This is a genomic window from Pseudoalteromonas citrea, assembly GCF_000238375.3.
GTDB lineage: Bacteria > Pseudomonadota > Gammaproteobacteria > Enterobacterales > Alteromonadaceae > Pseudoalteromonas > Pseudoalteromonas citrea.
Map to the genome: position 1 here is coordinate 295605 of NZ_AHBZ03000027.1, position 21727 is coordinate 317331.

At 41.1% G+C, this 21727-nt stretch carries 15 protein-coding genes; 8 read left to right on the forward strand and 7 right to left on the reverse strand.

All coding sequences use genetic code 11. The annotated features are described in order from the left end of the window. Positions 1–23: 23 nt before the first annotated feature. Positions 24–1679: an asparagine synthetase B family protein gene (locus PCIT_RS19465; RefSeq protein ID WP_010362110.1), complete on the reverse strand. Its 1656-nt coding sequence runs from the start codon at positions 1677–1679 to the stop codon at positions 24–26. Positions 1680–1765: 86 nt separating this feature from the next. Here PCIT_RS19465 and PCIT_RS19470 point away from each other — a divergent pair, with 86 nt between their 5' ends. Continuing rightward, a complete protein-coding gene (locus PCIT_RS19470) occupies positions 1766–2155 on the forward strand; it encodes a DUF1294 domain-containing protein (protein ID WP_010362111.1) in 390 nt (129 codons plus the stop codon). Here the strand turns inward: PCIT_RS19470 and PCIT_RS19475 are convergent. The 4 genes from PCIT_RS19475 to soxR all read right to left on the reverse strand — a co-directional run bounded on the left by PCIT_RS19475 (position 2117) and on the right by soxR (position 7371). Then, positions 2117–4282: a cation:dicarboxylate symporter family transporter gene (locus PCIT_RS19475; RefSeq protein ID WP_010362112.1), complete on the reverse strand. Its 2166-nt coding sequence runs from the start codon at positions 4280–4282 to the stop codon at positions 2117–2119. The genes PCIT_RS19470 and PCIT_RS19475 overlap by 39 nt on opposite strands. A gap of 174 nt (positions 4283–4456) precedes the next feature. Continuing rightward, entirely contained in the window at positions 4457–4882 is a 426-nt protein-coding gene (locus PCIT_RS19480; RefSeq protein ID WP_010362113.1) for a cupin domain-containing protein, read from the reverse strand. 106 nt (positions 4883–4988) lie between these two features. Next, positions 4989–6761: a DUF885 domain-containing protein gene (locus PCIT_RS19485; RefSeq protein ID WP_010362114.1), complete on the reverse strand. Its 1773-nt coding sequence runs from the start codon at positions 6759–6761 to the stop codon at positions 4989–4991. Positions 6762–6915: 154 nt separating this feature from the next. Beyond that, positions 6916–7371 (reverse strand): redox-sensitive transcriptional activator SoxR, encoded by a 456-nt coding sequence (gene soxR / locus PCIT_RS19490; protein ID WP_010362115.1) that lies wholly within the window; start codon positions 7369–7371, stop codon positions 6916–6918. Positions 7372–7453: 82 nt separating this feature from the next. On the opposite strand from soxR, the gene PCIT_RS19495 reads away from it, so the two are divergent. Then, on the forward strand, positions 7454–7909 hold the full coding sequence (locus tag PCIT_RS19495; RefSeq protein WP_040697892.1) for a flavodoxin family protein: 456 nt from the start codon (positions 7454–7456) through the stop codon (positions 7907–7909). A 55-nt stretch (positions 7910–7964) separates the two neighbouring features. Here PCIT_RS19495 and PCIT_RS19500 read toward each other — a convergent pair whose 3' ends face one another. Continuing rightward, on the reverse strand, positions 7965–10214 hold the full coding sequence (locus tag PCIT_RS19500) for a TonB-dependent receptor (RefSeq protein WP_010362117.1): 2250 nt from the start codon (positions 10212–10214) through the stop codon (positions 7965–7967). A gap of 302 nt (positions 10215–10516) precedes the next feature. Here PCIT_RS19500 and PCIT_RS19505 point away from each other — a divergent pair, with 302 nt between their 5' ends. From PCIT_RS19505 to PCIT_RS19530, 6 genes are all read left to right on the forward strand, one after another. Next, a complete protein-coding gene (locus PCIT_RS19505) occupies positions 10517–11527 on the forward strand; it encodes a substrate-binding domain-containing protein (RefSeq protein ID WP_010362118.1) in 1011 nt (336 codons plus the stop codon). 153 nt (positions 11528–11680) lie between these two features. Continuing rightward, entirely contained in the window at positions 11681–12919 is a 1239-nt protein-coding gene (locus PCIT_RS19510) for an MFS transporter (protein ID WP_040697893.1), read from the forward strand. A 14-nt stretch (positions 12920–12933) separates the two neighbouring features. Then, positions 12934–14424: a trehalase family glycosidase gene (locus tag PCIT_RS19515; RefSeq protein WP_010362120.1), complete on the forward strand. Its 1491-nt coding sequence runs from the start codon at positions 12934–12936 to the stop codon at positions 14422–14424. 315 nt (positions 14425–14739) lie between these two features. Further along, positions 14740–17586 (forward strand): reprolysin-like metallopeptidase, encoded by a 2847-nt coding sequence (locus PCIT_RS19520; RefSeq protein WP_084622676.1) that lies wholly within the window; start codon positions 14740–14742, stop codon positions 17584–17586. Positions 17587–17592: 6 nt separating this feature from the next. Further along, on the forward strand, positions 17593–17976 hold the full coding sequence (locus PCIT_RS19525) for a hypothetical protein (RefSeq protein WP_010362122.1): 384 nt from the start codon (positions 17593–17595) through the stop codon (positions 17974–17976). Positions 17977–18115: 139 nt separating this feature from the next. After that, the gene (locus tag PCIT_RS19530) at positions 18116–19090 is read left to right on the forward strand and encodes a sensor domain-containing diguanylate cyclase (protein ID WP_010362123.1); all 975 of its coding nucleotides are present in this window, start codon (positions 18116–18118) and stop codon (positions 19088–19090) included. Positions 19091–19097: 7 nt separating this feature from the next. Here PCIT_RS19530 and PCIT_RS19535 read toward each other — a convergent pair whose 3' ends face one another. After that, positions 19098–21698, reverse strand: coding sequence for a TonB-dependent receptor (locus PCIT_RS19535; protein ID WP_010362124.1), 2601 nt, complete (start codon positions 21696–21698; stop codon positions 19098–19100). Positions 21699–21727 lie beyond the last annotated feature (29 nt).

The following is a 21727-nucleotide window of genomic DNA, read 5'->3' on the forward strand; positions in this document are numbered from 1 at the left end:
CTCTTTCCTTAGAGCTAGTGTTTCTACCACCGAGTAAATTGAACGACTGCACTTAAATGTGTTGAAGCATCTTTTATTTTAAAAATATGCAGCAAACATAGCGCGGTTAACTGTCGTTTCTTAATCAGTTTCTGTTTATCTTTTTTCACAACTAATAACCACCGCTCTATTATTCCTCGCATTTTCATTCTCGGTAAATGAGAGCTATCCTTTTCAGAGGTAGCTAAACTGTCAAACTCATGCTCTTGATAAGCGGTCCATGGGTATTTACATATTTGTGGGTAGGCGTAGTTTACCCAAGTATGATAAAAGGAGTGATTTCGGACTTTTTTAACCGGGAGCACAAGGGCACTCTCTATGACTCTATGAGAGTAGAATGGGCAAAAGTATTCTACTTTATATTGGTCCACACTTTCAAAAATAGTATCTAAATGATGGTGTTGCTCATTCAACAGCAAAAATAGTTGCATGGCTTTTTCTAACCCCAAAGATTGAAACTGACCTATGGCTTTCGAGAGGTTTTCTACCAGCTCTTTTTGTAGCTCGGCTGCGTGGTTGATCACTGATTTTGGTAAGTACCCTTGCTGTTGTTCTAAAAATTTATGAACGAGGCATGTTAAATCACCGGATTTTGCTGCTTGATATACTTCATCGGAATAGTTGGTCAACCCTAGAGAGCTGTTTCCTCCGTGTCCAGCCCAAGCAAGAGTTGGCCTTGTGAGCCCTTTTAGAAACTTGGGATGGTTTTTTGGTAATGCACTCAGCACAGCTTCTAATGAGTCCAAGTGATTATGTTCAGGGTTGAGCGTAGCTAATACAATATCGTGCTCCTGGGTAAACTCAACAAGTTGTTCTTTAATCTTTGTTGGGGCACGATTTAAGTGCACTGCTTTTACTTTTTTGCCCATTTTTGCTAATTGTGTATTAATGACTCGGCTGTCGAGTCCATCGGAGAGTGTGGTGAGAATCGTTGTATCGACTTTACAGGCTTTAGCGACGGTTGATTTGAAGGCTTGATCTAACCCTGTGACGGCATCGCCTAAATCTAACTTTTGCTGTGCGAGTGCCTGCCAATCCAAATAATTACGCTTTGTGTGTCCTTGTTTGTCAAAACTTAAGAGTTCTGCAGGTGATGCTCTGTGTACTTCATTATAGGGGGTATGGTCAAGTAATGTATAGCCAAGGGTCGCGAGTTCACTCAGTGCAGCGCAATTTTTAGTGAGCTTTATCCCGAGCTCTTTAAATAAGCTCAGTTGGGTTGAAAACAGTAAGCCATTATTAATATGCATGTAGTAATATGGGCGAACAGCTAAGGGATCTGTCGCTAATACCAGTTGATCATGTTCGGTATTATATTGAACATAATTGAATACGCCGTCGCTGCGCATTAACATATCGTCAAGATCCCCTAAGTTACATGCTAAAGTTGCCAAATCATTACTGCGATTACTGGTTATTAGCGGGTGGCCGATGAGCGTTGCAATTTGCAAATCATTGTGCAACCACGCGGGTTGTTTATATGCATCAAAATCGTACTGTAGAATCACGCCTTGATTACACGTGAATCTGTTTACGTCTTGGCTGGGGTAAGATTCAAAATGCCTAACTAACTTATTTATCATACTTTTTTTATCGGCCAAGGCAGAATCAAAAGAAAAATATCCAGCTAATATTGCCATTTTTATTACTCTTTAAGTGAAGGAGATAGGTAATACATTGCTAGATTTAGACCAAAAAATATCAAAAATGTATAAAGGAGCTGTATGTGAATCGTTTTGTACTAGGTACAGGGAAGTTTGTTTTGCTACTAAACGGCTTAATGCTGATACTGCTGGGAGCGGAGTTTACTCACATTGCGCTGAGTTGCACAGTGCTGTTGGGTGTTACGAATATACTCTTTATAAGCGTTTTTTGGCTAGATAAAAGACGTGCATGCCGACAAGGGCAACGGATCAGTGAAATGACGTTATTAGTGTTGTCGTTTATTGCAGCGAATCTAAGCATGTTTGTAGCTCAATCGGTATTAAGTCATAAGTCAAAGAAGTGGCAATTTAACATTAAGCTGCTTTTATCGCTGTTATGTCAAACTGCCATTTTAATCATTGTGTGTTATTGGCTATTGAGTGGCTTGGCGAGTATACGTATCGAGCAGTGACCATCGTGTTTGTTTCTTTTGACTGCCTAGCCCAAGGATCCAATAATTATAAGCTTTACCTATCTGACCATTGGCCTGTTGAATATCAAGCCAAGCATTAATGTAACTAAGTAAGTCTAAGTTACGTTTTGCGACGGCAAAGCCTATAGGATATTGGCTTGCCCCACCTTCAGGCACAACCACCCCAAACTCAGGGTAAAACATGCTCCATGCAAACCCTGCTTCAGCACTGATGACAAGGGCATCAAAGCGCTCTGGATCTGCAAAATATTGCTGTAAGTTATTTAAACGAGAAAAATGAATATTAGGGTACTGTTGCGTTACTTTATTTAATATTGGCCCATACTCGACGTGGGCTAAATGGACATCATCAAGTTGGGTGATTTTATCTTTATGTTTAAAGCGCTGAAGCTCATGGTCTTTCGTTAGTAATGCCAACTGTAGCTGCAATACATGGTTACTAAAACGCACCTTGGTTAAATCAACGACGTTGATCTCTAATCCCGACATAGCAATGTCGAAGTAGCCTTTATTTAAATACTCATTTAATTGATGCTTTTTGAAAGGGATGAATTCAACCTCTACGTGTAAATCATCAGCAAGTCGATGTGCCAAGCTGATATCAAACCCAACTAACTCATTCTTTTGATTGAAATAGCTAAACGGAACATTATCGACTAGGTAACCTATTCGCAGCAGGTTGCGCTTTTGTATAACCTCAATATTGGTGAGTGATAATTTGCCGCTTTGATACGCTTTTGGCACATGGCTGAGGACATGAGCGGGAACTTTATCGGCAATAACCATGTTTGCAATCGCTTCATCGGCTGCTTGTGTATGGCCTGCTAAATACGTATTTAATGAATAGCTACTAAGCATAAAGCCTGGTAACAATAAGCTGAGTAACGTTACATAGTAAATTGAACGCAGTCGTTTTAAGTGAAGTTGCTTACGGCAGTAAAAAATGCTTAAAAATACAAATGAGAAGATATAAATAACGGTGGTCGGTGATACCACTTTAGCACTGAGAACTGACATAGATAAATAGAGCTGATAACTGTCAGCTGGAATTTTTAGTGTATCCAGTAAAAAAGGGATCGCAATGTGCACATTAGCGAAGTAACTGAGCATCGCTGATAAGGTCACGTGTGGAATATCAGGAATTGTAACTGGGTTACCTGTTAACCAAGCAGCAAACATCACAAACATTAAAGTGGTTAGTTTACCTAGGCTAGGAAAGGTATAGGCGATTGGTACTAACACTTCGGCGATGTGATCGGCTTGCTCATCGGCTTGCTGGGTTTGTCGCAAATGTTCTTTAATACCTTCTGTGATAACGGGCAATACGATGAAAACGTTACCAGTACTAAAAGCCGTTATCCATGCATTTCGCATCACACCAATTAAATCACGATATTTAATGGGCGTGAAAGCAGCAACCAGCATCGGTAGAAGCACCAGCATTAAATAAAGCCCTAAACAGAGCACTAAGACCCAATAAACCTGTAAATTATTGAGTTGTTCTATGCTCAATGTTCCAGCAGTGCTGGCTGTCATTGCGAATATACCAATAGGGAAGATAGCTATGATTTTTTTTGAGATGACAGTGAGGCCTTGTCCAATGACTTCTAAAAAATCAAGTACCGTAGATTTTCGTTTGTTTGCAATGAGCGCACTACCGAGTGCAATGCAGAATATGACAATTGCGGGTACGTTACCTTCAGCTAGAGAAGCAAATGGGTTTGCGGGAATGTATTGCTCTGCAAAGTTAATAGGCGTGGTTGGGCTTATTAAAGCAGGAGAGAAAAACGTACCTGCATCATGTTGAGGTAGGGTTAATGCAAAGCACCAAATAGCAGCTAAACCGACAACCCATAAGCACAGCATGACTGTTGCTGCTTTCAGTAAGATGCTTTTTACTTGTTCAGGGTTAAATTTACCCAACCCAACTATAAGGCTCACAACGATATAAGGAAATATGGTGATTTGCATTAATTTTACAAAGCCATTGCCTATGGGTTGTAAAAATGCCACGCGCTCACCAAAGATTAACCCCGTCGCGATCCCAAATATTAGGGCCCAAAGCATCCAATTACGATTTTTTAAAAATAAGAAGAGTGAATTCATAATATCTGTCGCTCAATATTGGCTTTGTTAAGCATAATCGAAAAATAAAAGAGCGGGGATTATAGTTTGCTAACCTGACTGGGATCTGAATTTAAACCAAAAGGTATGTAAAGCAGCCCCAAAGTGCATAATAGCGCAATTATACCGTGTCAGTGGTGCATCGAGGGGTGCCGGTTATGGCTTTTTGACGGTGATCGGTTTATTTTCTATTCCAGCGTAAAAAACAATGATTTCGGCAGCCTCGTTACCAGAATTGACACCATAGTGCCATGTGTCAATCACTTCGGTGATCGGGTCGCCTGCGACCATGTTGAGTGTTTTTCCATTTTTTGTAACTACTTTAAGCACGCCTTTAGTGAGTACACCGGCATTGATCACTGGGTGTTCATGCCAAGGTATTTCGGCGCCAGCTGGAATGGTTATTTTTAGTATTGTTATTTCAGGCTGGCCCGCAGGATAGTGGGGGAGCGTCTCGCCATTCCAACTTTTCGTGGTTTTTACAACGGTTTGAACTGTTACTATTGCTTCGTCATACGCGCTAGCTGGTATTGCAAGTAAAAATACCATTAGCAATGTGAGCCGTGTTATTAAATATCCCATTTTCACCCTCAGAACGTGGTTGTATTGGTGTAACTCAATTTACCTATTTATCGTAAAGCCACAAAATATTGACGATAAATAACTTGTGGCTTTATTTATATAAAGGTTAGTTCATCAATTCGTTTATGTATTTGACGGGCGAGCTACCAAAACTTAAAAACTCTTCATGGAAGGCTTTTAAATCAAAGTCGCTGCCCAGCTTTTCTTTTTGTGCTTCACGCAAGTCGTAAATTTCACGGTAGCCACTGTAATAACTGGTTAACTGTACTTGGCTAAGTGTTGCTCTGCGCCACTTACCTTGTGCTTCAGCTTTCTCTTGAAACGCGCCATTCATGAGTAGGTCTAATCCACCTTCTTTGCTTAAACCTTCAACGTGAATCGCGTAGTCTAAAATGGTGTTACAGATAACACGCAAGTTCCATTTGTAATACATAAGCCACATTTCAGGCTCAAAATCGCCATAGCCTTCTTCCAGCATCATGCGTTCAGTGTATACCGCCCAACCTTCGACCATTGCGCCATTACTAAACACGCTTTTTATTAAAGAAGGAGATTTGTTTGCGTACACAAGCTGTGTGTAATGGCCTGGGATAGCTTCGTGAATATTTAATATTTGTAAAATCCAGTGATTATATTCACGTAGGAAAGAACCCGCAGTTGCGTCATCCATTTCGCTCATAGGCTCTACATTATAAAAAGTATTGCCCTTACTTTCATACGGGCCAGGTGAGCTAATTGACGCCATAGCATAACCACGCATATATTCAGGAGTTTTTCTGACTACTAGCGGTTTATCCGCATCTAGGGTGATCAAGTCTTTTTCTACAACAAATGCTTCCAGTGCTGGTATTTGTTTAGATATTTCATCAACAAACTCTTCTTTAGCCACATGTTTAACCGACAGATGCTTTATTAACTGTGATATGGCATCCCGCTTATTGCTCGGCTTTTCAGTATTTGGAAAGTACTTCGGCCAAAGCTGATTGGTCAGCTTAACCATTTCACCCGTAACGCGCTCTTTATCTGCAAGGGCTTTGTGATACATTTGCTTTGCGGTATATCCAGATTGAATATCAAATGCAAACTTTTGCTCATATAATGCTTCACCAATTCTAAAAGAGCGTGCAGAGTTGTTATCGGCTAACTCTTTTTCAAGCTGTGTTAAAAAGTCAACGTAGCCGTGAATGGCTGTTTTTGCATCCGCAAAGCGAGATTTGAATAATGCTTTTTCTTCTGGTGATAAATTAGAGTTATTCACCGTCTCAAGTAAATCGTCTTTTAGTACACTGAATGCCCCTTTGTTTTGCTGAATCGCTAATTGCGTAAACTCAAGAGTTGGATTTTCAATGTTGTTTTGTGCTGCTTGATAATACTCAGGCACAAACTTCAATCGGTTTAATACTAGCGCCAGTTTTTCATCGGTGCTTTTAAAGCGATTATTTAGTAATAATGCAAAGCCACCAGATACATTGTAGTTCGATGGATTCCACTGCCAGCTTTTAAAAGTATTGTTATGCCATAAACTCAGTTTTAACCGATTCTCGATGAGGTAATAATCGGTTTTTTGATTAGCCGTTAAGGTGTTTACGTCAAACTTATGCAGTGTTGCCAGTTGAGCTGTAGCAAATGCGTTATTCTTAGTGCGAGTTTGCGCAGTGGGAATGGTGATTATGTCATCATATTTGCCATAACCTGCGTAGCTAGAGGCTTCTGGATAATGCGCCCAATATTGCGAAATAAATGCGTCAGAAAATCTCTCGAAGCTCTGATTTACTGAGGCACTAGGCTGAATAGTTGTGTGCGTGGTTTGGTTATCTGAATTACAGGCGGTTAAACCTAACGCGGCGAATAAAGCCAAACTAAGCGTAGTTTTTTTCATGGGGTTCTTTTTTCCAAAAATCGATACAGCAATAGTACCAAGGATCGTGACACATATCATGTAGCCAATACGGACCATGGGATAAATCCAATTTTTTGTCGGCTGCTGTTATGAAGTTTTGGTATGACACTTTAAGGGCGACAGCAAAGCGGAGTTAATCTTTTTCCAATAAGACGGCTCCAGAGTGTGTTTCGCCCAGAATATCATTGGGGTTATATAATGGGCAGCTTGACATCGATAAACACCCACAGCCGATACACCCTTCAACCCTTTCCCGTAGCCTTTGCATATACGCAATTTTTTCATCTAATTGCGCTTGCCATTGGGTTGATAGTTTGGCCCAGTCATTTTTATTAGGGGTTCGGCTTTGCGGTAAAGTATCAAGTGTTAGTTTGATTTCCTCAAGCGTCACGCCCATTTTTTGAGCGGCTTTAATGACGGCAATACGTCTTAATACATCTGGTTTATAGCGTCTTTGGTTACCATTGTTTCGCCAGCTTCGGATCAGCCCTTTTGTTTCGTAGAAATGCAAGGTAGAAATGTTCACATCACTTCTCTTAGCAACATACCCAACAGCTAAGTTGGCATCTTGTAGTGGTTTTTTTTCCATGTAGTATTCCTTTAAATTACTTTACCTCAACCTATCTTTAGGTTTTAGCATAGGTGTTACTTTAATGCAAATAAGGAAAAATATGAAAACAATTGTTGTATATTCCAGCTCCAATAAGCAGGGTAATACGGCTGATGCTTGTAAAAAATATATAGCTCAGTCTGGTGCAGACTCCCTCTATTTAGATGACTTTATTATTCATGATTACACTTATGAGCATCGGCACACCGATGATGACTTTAGAGGTCTATTTTTACAGATACTTGAGTATGATCATATTGTGTTTGCTTCTCCCGTGTATTGGTATGCGGTTACGCCGAGAATGAAAGCATTCTTTGATAGGATTTCGGAATATATGGATGATAAATCATTACATCCTGTGCTAAGGAGGTTGCGGGGCAAAGCTTTTTCAATTCATACTAATTCAATAAGCGACACAGCGCCTGAGCCTATGTTGGCTATGTTGATAAAGACGTGTGAATATTTGGGGATGCAAGTTAAAGAGCAAAAGCACTTTCACTACCCACAAGCTTACTGAGCAAGAGACTTATAAATAAAATCAGGGCCTACGAGTGAGGCCCTGATTTTATTGATTAAAAATTATAACTGACACTAAATTTGACGCTGCGAGGCATGATATAGCGGCCATTCGGCGCATCGGCGTTACGAGGATCGCCTTCTGTGATCCCTTGTTTGTCGGTTAGATTATCAACAGATAATTGAAACTTAACGTGCTCTGTAGCTTCAATTATGAGACCTAGATCAATTTTGCTATAACCTTCAAGTACCACGGTATTTTCGTTATTACCGAATCGATCATCTACCGCTGACAGTGTACCGTATGCGGTGGCAAACATATCTGCGATTTCAAATTCATAACTTGGCATAATGCGTAGCTGCCAATTAGGTTGCCTTTGACTGTCATTGCCTTGATTAGTTGGGCTTTGAGTAATTTCAGCATCTTGCCAAGTGGCATTTAAGTTAACGGATAAACCCGATTGATGGTTATAAGTATAATCAAGTTCAATGCCTAGTGCTTCATTGGTCAGAATTTCCGCGGGAGTACCTGGCTGGCGAACGAAGGTATCACCTTTGACTTCATTGGCAAATACGGTGGCAAAAAAGTCGGTGTTCTGTGACATATATTTATAGCCGATTTCGAGCTGAGAAACTGCTTTTATCAGAGGCTCACCGGCTTGGTAGCTGTCATAGTTATCTCTGAAGTCATCGAAGTAAGGCATTTTGTAGCCTTTATTTACACGAGCAAATATCCCCGTGGTTTGACTGAGTTTTTGGTTTGCACCCAACGTCCATGAGGTTTTTCGCTCATCATATGTCACAAACTTATTAATGATGTTATCTAACCCTTCATCTACAGAGTAGTCAACTTGATGATTTTCATTACGCAGGCCTAAATCAAATGTCAGTGCCTCACTAAAGTGATAGGTTTGGGTGGTATAAAGCGCGATTGTTTTAGCATCGCCGGTGCTGTTGATATCATAGTTCCAATCACATCCAGAAAGACTGCGGTTACATGCAACATCATCAAGCATTTCACCACCTGGTTTAAGAACATGATAAGCCGTATTACCCAAGCTCCACCAATCTTGAGCGGATGTGGTGGCGGTATACAAACCAAATGCGCTATCAATCTGAGAGAATGATTTACTGAATGCTAAATCATTGGTAAAAGACTCGATGTCTTTAAACACAACCCAGCGGCCGAGTTGTTGTACTGGGGTATCACCTGAATAGAGAGTGCCAGTCACTGCGCCTTTTGCGTTTTCACCGTTATCTGCAATGTCACTTAATATCGTGGCTGTGCCTGAGGGGACTAAGCCATGTGTGTTTGCATTGCCTTTTGTTAAACTGAATCGGTCAATGAACTGCCAACCATTATCCAATTCTAATTTTATGCTGCCGCCAGAGACATGCCCCTTCCAGCCTCTCCCTTCACCCAAATCTACTTGCATTTCGTGTGAATTCGCGCCTGCGTAAATAGTTGCTTGTCTATTGAGAGGACCAAGTTGTGTATAACTTGCATCAACGCCTTCAACCCCCAATGGTGTTGGCAGGTACCAAGCACCGGTATCATCAGTTTGTCGGGTATAAATATTGATCTCACCATTATCAAGCTCTTTGGTCAGATTAATAGTAAATTGTTGGCCTCGCTCTGAGGTAAACCCAGCATCTCTAATACCTGAAGAACGTTTAATATAGCCACCGACCATGTAATACAAGTCGTCGCTTAGCTCTCCACTTAATACCGTGTCGATCCGCTGCAAGCCATAATCACTGGTGGTGTATTTGAATGTCCCTTCAGTATCTGATGAGCCGCGTTTTAGGTGGAAATTAGTTGTTAGGCCTGGCTGCCCATTTGATACAACGGGATTTGGACCGCCACGCAAGGCTTCCATTGTGCTGATTGTTTCATCTAGACGAAAAATCGAAGAGTTTTCTAAAAAAGACAAAGTGGGAGCCGGGTAGACGGGAGAACCTTGTAAGCTAACGGTTAAAAATGGCGCATCACCACCACCGGGAAAACCACGGACAAAAACATTTGCGCCAGACTCACCGCCTGAGCTTTCAACCCATACGCCAGGGACTGACTTGAGTAAGTCTGCAGTGCTTTTTGGCGACAGCTTTTCTATGTGAACAGCGTCAATATTGGTGACAGCGAAGCTTGCATCGGCTTTACTTATCCCTCGTCCACCCGGTGTGCCTGAGACTATAATTGTTTCTATTTTTTTGCCACCCTCGGTGCTTTCTTGAGCGAAAGAAGCGTTACTAAGTATTGTCGATACTGCGGCCGCAATAATAGTTAACTGACTGAATTTGCGCATTGGGTTACCCCTTAGTTGTCATATGGTTCATCGTTATTATGGTGCGCCAACTTCGCTTTAAAACTCATTTTATAGTCTAAAAGTATGAAGGTTGCACAGGCGCTGAAAATAAAATAGATGTTTTTGCAAACGTTTGCAATTTATTTGTGGTTTTTTTGTAGTCGAAGGGGTTAATTGTGTTCAAGCTTGATTTGACTTTTGCGGTATACTCGACGAATGGGGGTATGGTGCATTATATTAATACCTTGTTTTTAAAAAGCTTGTTAAGTTTTGATTGGTTTATGTTGTAAGGCGTTTAATAAATGGAACAAAAAAAGTTAAAGTTGGCTGACCTCGCTAAATTAGCGGGTGTATCAACCTCTACTGCATCTAGAGCGCTGAATAATAACCCAGTGATAAAGCAACAAACACGAGAGCATGTGCAATTGTTAGCTAAAAAATACAATTTTAGCTTGAATACCGCAGCGAGTCGCTTGAGGTTGCAAAAAACCAACGTGATAGCCGTTATCATAAATTTAGATGCACACACAGAACAGTCAATTGATGATCCATTTTTACTCAAAGTTGTTAGCGATATAAACCAAGCGGTCAACAGGCGCGGCTATGAATTACTTTTGTCGAACTCTTATATGGCTGGTGATGACTGGCATGGCTATTTTATAGATGGTCGACGTGCTGATGGCTTGATTGTGGTTGGCCAAGGTAAGCAGCAACAAAATATTGATACTGCGGCCAAAAATGGGGCTCCATTGGTGGTGTGGGGCGACCCAAAAACTCCCAGCGAGTATCCAATTGTTGGCAGTAACAATTATGTAGGTGGTTATCAAGCTACCATGCATTTATTAGAGCAAGGTGCTTCTAAGCTACTATTTTTAGGTGATCCGGGTCACGCTGAAATAGGGGAGCGGTATAGGGGTTTTAATAATGCGCTAGACGCACATCAAGCAAAAGGTGCCGCCAAGCTATTAAAAATTGATATTACTAGCCAAGCCGCATATATCGCGATAAATCAGTTGCTTATAAGTGAGGGGTTAAACTTTGATGGCATTGCTGCGTGTAGTGATATGGTGGCTCTAGGGGCGTTAAAAGCACTAAAAGAGCGTTATGTCAGTGTACCAAATGATGTTCGCATTGTTGGATTTGATGATATCGCTATGGCAGATATCTCTCACCCTTCTCTTTCAAGTGTTAAACAGAATACCCAGATAGCGGCTAAATTACTGGTAGATAAATTATTGGGCCAGCTAAACGGTGAAGCCTGTGTTTCTCAAGAAGTTGAAATTGAACTGATTTGCAGGCAATCGAGTCAGTAATTTTTGATACGCAAGTCCTCTCGCAATTTCCGCTTCAATGCAAACGTTTGCAAAGTGTTTTTAATGCAGCTAGACTAAATATTAATAATAATTAGTCTTGGGGCTCATATGGACGCACCTAACATGGGTGAACTAACAGAACACGATCAGTCAATGCAGCGAACTCGGATCATCGTTGCAATTGCGATGTGCTACTTTTTGTTTGCCGTGCTGCTCAATAGTGTGGGTACTGTTATTCTGCAATCGATAAATAGCTTTGCTATCGGTAAAGTGGAAGCTGCAAGCCTTGAAGGCTTTAAAGACTTGTCGATAGCTCTGGTATCTTTTTTAGTTGCCTCTGTGCTCCCGAGAGTTGGGTTTAAACTGGTTTTATTACTTGCATTATCTGCGGTGATGAGTGTGTGTTTACTGATCCCATCATTGGGAGAGTTTTATGCGTTTAAATTGTTATTTGCCGTTGTTGGCTGTGCGTTTGCCGTTGTAAAGGTGAGTGTTTACGCACTCATAGGTCAGCTAAGCGATTCTACTTCTGCACATTCGGCTTTACTCAACACCATTGAAGGCATTTTTATGGTGGGGGTATTAAGTGGTTATTGGATCTTCAGCTACTTTATTTCGGAACAAACGTCTGTAGGCGACGTCGGGTGGCTCAATGTTTATTATTTATTGGCCGCCTTAAGCGGACTATGTGTGCTTTGCGTGACGTTGGCACCGATAAAGCCTGAACCACAGAATCACCATGCGCCATTCTTTAAAGCATTTTTTGATATGCTGAAATTGGCCTATCAGCCTTTAGTTCTTATATTCGTGATGTCTGCATTTTTGTATGTGGTGATTGAACAGGGAGTGGGTACTTGGCTCCCCACTTTCAATAACCAAATATTACATTTACCAGTGGATATTAGCGTACAGCTTACGAGTATTTTCGCTGCTTGTTTAGCGCTGGGGCGGTTATTAGCGGGGCAGGTGTTGAAGGTGATCAGTTGGTACGTATTATTAAACATGAGTTTAGTGTGTATGGCGGCCTTGATCCTATTGACATTACCACTTACTCAAAACCTCATCGCCATGCCTGTTTTATCAGTCTTTGAAGCGCCAGCTGCAGCCTATTTAATGCCATTAATTGGATTGTTTATGGCACCAATTTATCCTCTATTGAATTCAGTGATACTCAGTAGTTTACCGACCCAGCAGCATGCTGCTATGACGGGTCTAATTGTGGTCTTTTCAGCGTTGGGAGGCACTTCAGGGTCATTGATCACCGGATATATGTTTGACAATTTTTCAGGGCAGCATGCTTTTTACAGTGCATTAATTCCAATCGCGATGTTATTTGCAACGGTGGCGTTATTCAAAAAGCGCACTGCACATAACACAGCCCCAATCCAGTAAGAGTTAAATATCCGATGAAATTTGATTGTAGTACGTTGTTTATCGATGTTCAAAAAAGTGCCTTATTTAAAGACAGTAAAACATTTGCTGATGCAATACCGAATGTCAGTTGGCAGCATGCAGAAGAGAGTTATTTAGCATGTAAACCAAAGAACAAGGCTGAATTAACACGCTTTATTGCATCTCAATTTAGTTTTACAGCCAACAGGGAGCTTGATGAGCTACAGGGTATTGAGTCAGTTCCGGATTATATTGCGGCACTTTGGGCTCGTTTAAAGCGCCCTGCAATGGCGCAGGATGAAGGCTCTTTGTTGGCGTTGCCACATAGTTATATTGTACCTGGTGGGCGTTTTAACGAAATATACTATTGGGATAGCTATTTCACTGCTTTGGGCTTAGAAGACAAAGGTGATATTAAGCAAATAGAGGCAATGGTCGACAACTTTGTTGATCTCATAACGCGATTTGATTGTGTGCCTAATGGTAATCGGGTTTATTACACCAGCCGCTCTCAGCCACCCGTTTTGTCGTTAATGGTCGAGATGCTACTACCTTATAAAAATCAAGATCATGATTGGCTGTTAAAAGTCACCAATGCGATGAAAGCGGAACATGATTTTTGGCACAGAGGTGAAGCATTATTGAATGCAAACTACACCTCGCACAAACGCGTTGTACGCGTGAATGAGGCGGTGATATTGAATCGCTTTTGGGATGACAATACAACACCAAGGCCCGAATCGTATAAAGAAGACGTTCAGTTAGCGGCACAGTTGAGTGAACCTGAAAAAGGCCATTTTTATCGTAATATCCGTGCGGCATGTGAGTCTGGATGGGATTTTAGTGCGCGCTGGCTTGATGATGGCGTAAATCTTTCAACAATTAATACGACTAATCGAATTCCGGTCGACTTAAATTGTTTGCTTTATAAATTAGAAACGATGCTCAACACGTGTTGTTCAGCATTAGGTGAACGTAATTTGAGTGCAGAGTTTGAAATGCGTGCTCTGCAGCGAAAATTGGCCATTAATGAGTTGCTATGGTGTAAAAAATCGAGATTTTATTTTGATTATGATTTGTCTCGTGAACAACTGAGTCCTGTATTTAGCTTGGCATCCTGCGTGCCGCTTTTTGCAGGCGTAAGTGATGCAGCAGAAGCTGATTATGTTGCAGAGCACTTAGCAAAAGACTTTTTAAAGGAAGGGGGGCTTGTCAGCTGTTTAAGTGACACCAAAGAGCAATGGGATAGTCCTAATGGATGGGCACCTCAGCAGTGGTTTGCCGTCAAAGGTCTGCTTGATTATGGTCATACAGCGCTCGCTGAACAGATAAGACTTCGCTGGATCACGATGATTGAAATGGACTTTAAAAATCGCGGATGCTTACTAGAAAAATACAACGTTGTCTCACCTAATCAAACAGCAGGTGGTGGAGAGTACCAAGTGCAGCAGGGCTTTGGGTGGACCAATGGCGTGACGAGTCGTTTTTATAACCTGCCGAAATGATGATTACATGGGTGATGGTGTTATCACTCATATAAACCCTAAGTATTAAATAATTATACCCCCCTCGCTATCCGTGTTAAGAGATGGTTTTAGATTTACTTCTTTGTTTTTTAAGGTTTAAGTAACTGAATTTATTATGATATATCATTACTGGTGCCGAACTTCTTCTTTAAAATATCAGCTTATTGTATTCGATTATTAGACAGCTCGTGATAGTGGTGAGTGTAGGTTTGACCCAGAAGGTTTTTTGTTAAACGGTCAGCAATTCATTGATGTACTTCTATACTGTTTAGGTCAAATGTCATTTTGGAGTCAATGATGAAGAGAATTGCATGTAGCTTAATAATGGTGTGGGCATTTATATCAAACACTTATGCTAGTGATAGCAACGATTGGTCGTGGCAGCCTATGAATATCGTTGTTAACAAGGGGGCGGTGAGCGTTTTAGACAATGAGCTTCTGTTTTCTTTAGATGAAGAAAAAGTACAAAAAGACTTAATGTTAGTTGCACTTAATGAACAGGTTAAACAGATCTCGTTACCATCATTGAATGGTAAATTTATACCATTTACGATATTACATGATTCCATAATGGCCGAGCCGTTACAGCGTAAATTTCCTTCAATTCGCAGTTTCGCAGTGAGGCAAGTTGGTAGTGTACATCATACCGGTCGGTTTGATATTGGCCCTAACGGTGTACACGGCATGTATGTTGTTAATGGTGAACGCGTTTATTTAGATACGGTAGATACTGGTGTAGTAAAACTCTACAAGAAAACGATCAAGCAACAAGCTTGGCAAGATGAGGTATTGAAACCGGAGGTAGCACAGGTAGCTGCAAAGAATAGGCAATCTCGAGGACCTTTGATAGCGAATGGCGGAAACGTTGATTTTGTCACATATCGACTTGCGGTAACCACGAGCGATGAATATACCAGCTTTTTTGGCGGCAAAGTTGGGGCGATGAATGGTATTGTCACGACGATTAACCGAGTCAACGAAGTCTTTAAAACAGATTTAGCCGTTAAGTTAGAATTGATCGCAAATAACGACACGCTAATTTTTGAAGCGAATGACCCTTACGATAATGGTAATGCAGACGACACTTTAGGTATTGTTCAGACGCAAATAGATACATTAATTGGCACAGATAACTATGATGTAGGGCATTTGATGGCAACCTCCGGTGCTGGCCTAGCTGGGTTAGGTGTAGTCTGTTCGCAAAGCGCCAAATCATGGGGGATGACGGGGATATCAACCCCACAGGGTGATGCATACGACGTTGATTATGTTGCGCATGAAATAGGGCATCAATTTGGTGCGAATCACACTTACAATGGCTCAAGTGGTTCGTGTAATACACGAGAAAGTTCTGCGGCATATGAGCCGGGCAGTGGTGTTACAATCATGAGCTACGCAGGTATCTGTGGTGATGATAATTTAGCACAAAATTCAATTGCGATGTTCCACTCTCATAGTATCGATGAGATGAATGCTCATGTTACAACTGGCTCAGGGTCCAACTGTGGTACGCCAACGAATATAGGTAATAATGCGCCTATTGCAAATGCGAATGCCGATCATACAATCCCAATAAATACGCCCTTTGTACTAATGGGCTCTGCGACCGATCAAAATACTGCCAATACCTTGAGTTATGCTTGGGAGCAAATGGATTTAGGGGCAACCACTGCCGGTGCGGGTCAGTTAGTGGATAACGGTGAAGGGCCATTGTTTAGACCTTATCTACCGAGCTCAGGGGCCGTACGCTATTTTCCTAGGTTAGAAGATGTGTTAGTTAATACAACTGCAAAAGGTGAAGCCTACCCTACAACGAATCGGGTAATGAACTTTCGTTTGGTGGTTAGAGATGGTGAAGGAGGGGTCAATTATGATGCAATGACAGTGACTTCCACTACATCGGCTGGGCCTTTTGCTATTACAGCGCCAACTTCTGCAACACAGCTTAATGATAGTAGTTCCGTAACTGTTACTTGGAATGTTGCCAATACAGATCAGGCGCCTGTATCGTGTGACAATGTTGATATAATGCAATCTACAACTAGCACATCATTTGATCAGGTGCTTGTATCTAATACACCAAATGATGGCTCGCAAACTGTTAATCTCGCGGGGAGTGCAGATGGAAAAGCACGGATCATGGTTAAGTGCAGCACAGGGGTCTTTTACGCGTTATCTCAAGAGTTTCAATTAGGTAATATTATTTCGATAACCGGACAGCAGTCACTGAGCATGAACGAAGATGCAAGTTTGTTGATAACCCCAGCAATGTTTACAGTGGTTAATGAGCAGGCTGATGCCACCTTAACGGTAAGTTTATCTTCAGGCAGTAATTACACAATCAATGGCGAAACGGTGACGCCTAGCGCGAATTTTTTCGGTGAGTTAACCGTCCCTGTCAAAGTGAGCGATGGCAGTAATACAAGCGTTGCATTTTTGGCAAAAATAACTGTTGTAGCTGTAAATGACGCGCCAGCTATCTTGGGGCAGCAGAGTATTTCAGTCAATGAAGATACTTCCTTGACATTAACTCTAAGCCAGTTTTTAGTTACTGACGTAGACAGCTCGGTACTCACCTTGACGGCGCAGACCGGTGACAATTATACGCTTGACGGTTTAACTTTAATGCCTGTAGCTAACTACAGTGGTTCACTGATAGTGCCTATATCCGTGGCCGACAATACGGGGGCGTTAGATAACTTTAGTGCACAAGTTACAGTGATTGCCGTAAACGATGTACCTATCGCTACCGCAGATAATGGAACTGTTGTACAAGGTGAAACTTTACAACTCAATGTCTTAAATAATGATACTGATATTGATAGTGCTGAGTTGACGGTTAACTCTGTTAACTATACTGGAACAGGCACCGTGACAATCAGTAACAATATGTTGGAGTATGCAGCAAGTACTGACTTTGTTGGCCAAGAGCAATTCACTTACGAAGTTGTTGATGGTAATGGTGGTTCAGCAATAGGTGAGGTCACAGTAGAAGTTACAGAGTCAAATGCAACGCCAACCAATCCAACGACACCTACAGATCCTTCTAGTGGAGATGATAGCAGTAGTAGCGGGGCTTTATCGTTCATTTGGTTGTTATCGTTACTAATGGTTTTCAGACGTATACGTTATCAGGGGTGATAAGAGATGTTTAAATATACATTGCCTTTTTATGTTTGTTTATTAACGGGTTGTGCTGCTAGTGGACCAGCGAGTAAGAGCACTGTTCCTGAGTTGGTTAATGAGAGTAGGCCATTGGTGTGGTTTAGTGAACAAAATATCGATGATGTTTTGTTATTACATGAACAAGAACAGTCTTTAGGTCTAATTGCCCTAAGTAGGCGGGGGTATTTCTATCCTAAAATTGGCATGGCTCGTAAACCGCTCTCGTTACAAGATAATTGTGTGACATGGTTGTTAGCAAGCTCGTCAGATATAGTAAATGACAAGCAAGCTAAGGTACTACAGGCTGCTCAACAGCAGTTTGCAGCTAAGTTTAATACGGCAATGGCGCCGAAATGCTTAAAGTAAGGTTTATTTAGATTAAGTCAATAACGGTACAAAGGCCAAGTCTGCGTGATTTGGCCTTTTACTTGTTCATAAATTATTTATTGAGCACCGCTTTATCATCACAATTGTCTATAGTTAGAAGAACCATTGAGGTAACTATATGAATGACGTTAAAGGCTGCTTTGTTAAATCCCCCCATCGATTCTTCGATTGTCAAAAATGGCAACAGTTAGTAAATACATTGGCCGAGCTTTATAACGCGGCAAGCGGCACTATTGTGCAGTTCAGAGAGAACGAGTTTAATGTTGTGGCGACAAGTTCGAACGATGACAACTTTTTAATGCAAAATAGTAATTGGCCTTGGGAGATGCGCAGCTTTTGTCGGCATATGATGGAAACCAAGCAATCACTGTATGTGAAAGATGCGGTTAATCATGAAATGTGGTGTGACGTTCAGCCTGTCAGTGAAGGACCTGTGCGCTCATATTTAGGCTTCCCATTATTTTGGCCTGATGGGGAGTTATTTGGTTCTATATGCGTTATTGATACAAAAAAGACGGATTACCCAAATATTTTGGTGCAATTGTTATCGCAATTTAAATCATTAATTGAAGGTGACTTACAGAAAATAGTTGATTATGAAGTTGTTAAGTCTCTAGCACTTGAAGACCAACTTACCGGTTTAAATAATTTACGTGGTTTTAATGTGTTGGGGCAACAGAGATTAAAAGATGCCCATAGGTTTACGCAGCATGTGGCGATTGTGTATTTGGATATTGATAATCTAAAACAAATGAATGATGAGTATGGCCATCAAAGTGGTGATATATGCATTGTTGAGCTGGCTAAAGTGTTAAATGCAGCAACGCGTGATGCGGACATAAAAGCACGAGTGGGCGGAGATGAATTTGTTGTTATGTTGCTGTCTTCAAGTGAAGAGTTTGTATCGCAGTGGTGTAACCGAGTTGTAAGTAGATACGATTCGGCTTTGAACAGCTTGCCTTATAAACACCAAGTAAGTGTCAGTGTGGGTTATAGCATTTATGACCCTATTGATGAAGTTCCACTCGAGAAAATGGTGCAGTTAAGTGACCAAGCCATGTATGTTAAAAAGCAAGCAAAAAAGCGTGCCTAACACTACTTTACAGCTGATATCTAAGCCCTAAATAAAAACGCCGTCCGTTGTGATAAACCCCTGTTGGTGCGTAGTGGTTTCTTTCATAGCTATATGATATCTCGTCCGAAAGGTTGATAAAATCAAATGTCATTTTTAGGTTGGGGGAGAGTGATATGGTAATATTGCCATCTAGCTGGCCATAGTCATCGGTAATGATTTCACCTACACCTGTGGCGAATTCCGTGCGATAGTTGTAAGCCAGACGTGTACTTAACCAATGGTTTTCATAGTAAGCGGTTATATTGTAACTATGCTTTGAAGTACCTGGAACGCGGTCTTTTTGTAAAGATGTTTGGGGAACTCTTTTTCCATCAACATAGGTATAATTCGCGATAACACCCAGCCCATATGCTATGTGTTGCTGATAACTAAGCTCTAATCCTCTCACACTGCCACCATTGCCGTTTATGGGTCGATCGATAGACATTAATCGACCTTCATGGCGCTCTAATGTGCGTTTAAACTCAATGAATGATGTCACATCTTTATTGAATAGTGCTGCAGATACTAATCCCCCATCTTGGAAATACCACTCTAAACTCGCATCGAATTGTGTTGCACGGTAAGGATCTAAATTAGGGTTACCACCTTGGCCTTGAGACTGAGTAACATTATAATTTGTTGAAGGCATCAGGTGATTAAATTGGGCGCGAGACATAACCCGGGCAACCGAAAACCGTGACATCAGATCTGAGGTTAATTCAATATTTATATTTGCACTAGGAAGCAGGTCAACATAAGATTTTTTATCATTGATCCAGTTAAAGCTAGGCGATGGGTTATCAATAGCGGGTTGTTCTACTGCTCTGGCATCTTGCCACGTTGATACTGTCCGAAGGCCCATGTTTATTCTATAAAAGCTGTCGTCAAAAGAGAGTTTAAGATATCCAGCGAGTGAACGTTCTTTAATATTGAAGCGACTTGCCTGTTCAACATGTTGAACGAAATTCAGCGTATCAAAATCTTGCTGTAATAGAGCAATATTGGCCAAGCTGTAGAGTTTGAGCGTTTGGTCATTTCCAACTTTATCAAGGTAGTTGTCAACAAACTTGCTCGGGTAATCAGCCAACGTGGTATTCAATTCTCCGGCCAAACCATCAGTAGACCCATTGATAGAGCGTAAACGTTTAAAATCCCTTTGATGGTCTCTATATTTTAAACCTACTTTTAGACTCGATATTATTGGGTGATCAATTTGATAATTGGCATCTACTTGCGCAAAATAAGCTTTATCTTCGCCTTGCTGAGCGTCTTTTCTCGCTTCCGTTAAAAACCACTGCGATGCTTCAAGAGGTGATGTGTCATAGTGTGCGATAATATTTTTTTGTAAACGTGTATCTACGCTAAACGCCGTATTGGCGGAGAATTGTGACGTACTATCTTCACTGGTGCCACCTTTGGCTTGGCTTTGTCCTAGTTGGTATTGAACTTGCCAGATAGGACCTGAATAGAGTAAATCAAAATGAATACTTTGGGTTTTGATTTGAGACTCGCGCCAAATAGCTTCCATACTTGTATTATATGGCGCTGCTTCTAGTTTACTATATTGGCCATAAACGAGCGTCCCCTCATTGATGACTGCATTTTTGATAGTACCGCCTAAATCTAAAACTCTAGCAGGTTGCCATAAAAAGTTCTGATTGCTGTTATCTGCATCTAGTTGAGAATGGAGAAAATGAGCATCTAATCGCCAGTGGTGATTAAATTGATAGGCTAGGTTGGCAGAGAGTGTCGATAAAATTCTTTCTTGTTTAAATAGTGCTGAACCGCCACCTCCGGGTGTCCAAATACTGCGAAGGGTCTCGTTTTCTAATAGGTTTGCAGGTGTTAAATTTTGTTCTTTATCATAGTGGTAATCTCTTTCATGCCACCCCCAAGATTCAAGTCCATCACGGCGCAATTGTCTTTTATATTGCGTTGCAGTAAATAGGGTAGCAAAGTTCTCATCATTATTTTTATAGTTAAAAATAGCTGATAACTGAGGATCGAATTCATTTGATAAATCGTTGTATTGTACTTGCGAGTTTAGTACCAGAAATTGATTGTCGGTTAAAAGTGGGTCGAGAGTTTTAATGTTGATAGCCCCACCTAAAGAACCTTCATCTTGATCTGCCTGCGGGGTTTTATGAACTTCTAAGGATGAAACAATATCTGCAGGTAAAAGCGTAAAGTTAAAACCACGATTCGGTTGTGACGATATCCACCAGTCTGCCGAGGCAAGATACTGCCCGTTCAAATAAGTCCTATTTTGCTCAGGTGTGGTCCCACGAACCCCAATTCGCTCACCTTCGCCTTGAATACGGGACAAAGAGATCCCTGTGATCCGCTGTAATGCTTCAGCCACATTCTTATCTGGGAACTTGCCAATTTCTTGTGCACTAATTGAATCTGTTATTTGATCACTAAATCGCTTACTATTGAGCGACTTGACAACGCTGTCATGAAATCCGCGAATTTGAATAGTTTCGAGGGGGTTTTCGGTGTTTGAATTATTATCTGTCGCTAACAGCGATACGGGAAAGCAAAATGTGAGTAAAAGTAAAATTGAATAACAACGATGACTCATTTTGTTTCCTCTTACATTCTTAGCTTTAA